The organism is Micromonospora sp. M51, assembly GCF_018070305.1.
Classification (GTDB): Bacteria; Actinomycetota; Actinomycetes; order Mycobacteriales; family Micromonosporaceae; genus Micromonospora; species Micromonospora parva.
The window spans coordinates 1-2,243 of record NZ_JAGPXZ010000896.1 but is presented as its reverse complement, the minus strand read 5'-3'; the positions used below and the strand labels follow the sequence as shown (position 1 = coordinate 2,243).

General features: G+C 74.0%; 4 protein-coding genes and 1 pseudogene. 2 read left to right on the top strand and 3 right to left on the bottom strand.

Annotated elements, in window-relative coordinates; genetic code table 11:
- The 3 genes and pseudogenes from KBX53_RS30375 to KBX53_RS30365 all read right to left on the bottom strand — a co-directional run.
- Nucleotides 1-294, bottom strand: a pseudogene (locus KBX53_RS30375) (sulfurtransferase); the annotation flags it as partial.
- Nucleotides 295-341: 47 nt separating this feature from the next.
- Complete coding sequence (locus KBX53_RS30370) at nucleotides 342-797, bottom strand: cysteine dioxygenase family protein (RefSeq protein WP_210863130.1); 456 nt, start codon at nucleotides 795-797, stop codon at nucleotides 342-344.
- A 112-nt stretch (nucleotides 798-909) separates the two neighbouring features.
- Nucleotides 910-1,287, bottom strand: a complete 378-nt coding sequence (locus KBX53_RS30365; protein WP_030332718.1) for a signal peptidase I — start codon at nucleotides 1,285-1,287, stop codon at nucleotides 910-912.
- Between the two features lie 64 nt (nucleotides 1,288-1,351).
- On the opposite strand from KBX53_RS30365, the gene KBX53_RS30360 reads away from it, so the two are divergent.
- The gene (locus KBX53_RS30360; protein WP_030332717.1) at nucleotides 1,352-1,744 is read left to right on the top strand and encodes an ankyrin repeat domain-containing protein; all 393 of its coding nucleotides are present in this window, start codon (nucleotides 1,352-1,354) and stop codon (nucleotides 1,742-1,744) included.
- Nucleotides 1,745-1,775: 31 nt separating this feature from the next.
- Nucleotides 1,776-2,243 (top strand): DUF3500 domain-containing protein (locus KBX53_RS30355; RefSeq protein ID WP_210863128.1); only part of this gene is annotated, 468 nt, incomplete at its 3' end.

Genomic DNA, 2,243 nt, shown 5'->3' with positions numbered 1-2,243 from the left:
GAGGATCACCACCGGTACGTCGTAGTCGACGGCCTGCGGCAGCCGGGCTGGGCAGCGCGGGTCGAAGCGCCACTCCAGCACGTTGCGCTCGACGATGAGCGAGCCCGGCACCACGCCGTGCGCGGCCCGCTGGGCGGCCGGGCGGATGTCGACCAGCAGCGCACCGCTCCGGTACGCCAGGTGCGCCCGCTCCGGGTCCAGTCGGCGCAGCCGGGCCCGGGCGGCGGCCAGGATCTCGTCGATGCCCCGGGAGCCCGGCGGCGGCACGGGGGCGGGACAGTGCTCGGCGGTCATCTGCATTCTCGGTTCCTTCCGGTGACAGGGGATCTCGGTGCGCCGACCTACCAGGACCGGCCGGCCTCGGCGATCTCGGCGACCCGCAGCCGACCGTCCCGCAGGTGGTAGCGGGTCATGCGCAGCAGTGCCGGTCGGTAGACGTGCACGCTGACCGCCGGGTCCGCGCCCCGGTTGGTCACCTGGTGCACGTGCCGGGGGCCGAAGCGCCGGCCGGCACCGGCGGGCAGCAGTCGGGGGCGGAGGCGGCCGGCGCTGACCGTCTCCTCGGTGAGCACGCCGGCGACCACCCGGAACGCTCCGGAGGAGCCGCCGTGGTCGTGCAGGTCGGTGCCCTGCCCGGGCAGCCAGCTCAGCGCCCACACCTCGTGCTCGTCGGTGACGGCGAGGCGGGCGTACCAGCGCTCGGCGGGGTCGAACCGCAGCGCCACCGGCCAGCCGGCCGGGTCGGCCCACCCGGCGGCAACGGTGAGCAGGTCGGGCTCCGGACGGTGGTGCGTCATGGCGGTTCCTCGCGGGTCGTTCGGCGGGGTGCCCTCGTACTCTAGACGGCAAAGCCTATAGGTTTAGTAGGTAATTCCGCCTGTTGGGACGCCGGTCAGCCCCACGGGTCGATCAGCGCAGCACGGGCGGGTCCACCCGGTAGCCCGGCAACGACGGCCACCGCACTGTCAACACCACCGACGCGCTCTCGGCGAACCAGGAATGGTCCACCCCACGAGCCCACACCACGTAGTCGCCCGGCGCGGCCAGCCGTACCGTCCGGTCCGGCAGCTCCACCCGGAAACACCCCTCGACGAGGACGAGCAGCGTGGTGCGCAGCTCGCCGGTCGCCCACCGCGACCGCGCCTGCCCGGGCGGATGCACACCCCACTTCACCTCGACGTCGGTGCTGTGCCGGATCTCCCCCGGCGGAGCGAAATGCCCGAGCAGCCAACCGGCGTTGGTGGCGCCGTCGACACCCGCGTTGCCCACGTACACCGTCTCACCCATCGGATCCCTCCCCCAGCGCGCCGGCCGAGCAACCTATCAGCAGCGGTGCGACTAACCTGGGGCGGTGACCGAGGACCTCGACGCCGAGACGCTGGCGTTCGCGCACCGGATGTTCGACCTGGCCCGGGCCGGCTCCACCGACGAACTGGCGGCACAACTCGACGCCGGCCTGCCGGTCAACCTCACCAACGACAAGGGCGACACGCTGCTCATCCTCGCCGCGTACCACTCCCACCCGGACACGGTGGCCGCCCTGCTCAGCCGCGGCGCCGACCACACCCGGGCCAACGACCGGGGTCAGACCGCGCTGGCCGCGGCGGTCTTCCGCAGCAGCACCGAAGCGGTCCGCGCGCTGCTCGCCGCCGGCGCCGACCCGGCACACGGCAACCCGTCGGCCCTCGAAACCGCGCGCTTCTTCGACCTGCCGGAGATGACCGAGCTGCTGCGCGTCGGCTGACACCGGCCCGGCCTGGCGGTATACAGGGGCGGTGGAAGATCCCCTGCCGGAGCAGATGCGGGCCGCCGGCACCGCGCTGCTGACCGCGCTCGACCCCGCCGCCCGCGAGCGCGCCGCGCACTCGTTCGACGACGAGGCGGCCCGCCGCTGGCTGGAATACCGGCCCCGCCCCCGACCGGGCGTCTGCCTCGCCGACCTCGACGTCACCGCCCGCAAGGCCGCGCACCGGCTGCTGGCCACCGCGCTCAGCCCCTCGGCGTACGCGCAGGCCATGGCCATCATCTCCCTGGAGGAGGTGCTGGACCGGGCTGAGGGCTGGCAGCGCGGGCGGCACAGCGCCGACTACTGGGTGGCCGTGTTCGGCGACCCGGCGCGCGACGACCGCTGGGCGTGGCGACTCGAAGGCCACCACCTGTCGGTGAGCATGACAGTGGTGGACGGTCAGGTCTCCCCCGCGCCGATCTTCTTCGGCGCCAACCCGGCCGCCGTCCGCTACGCC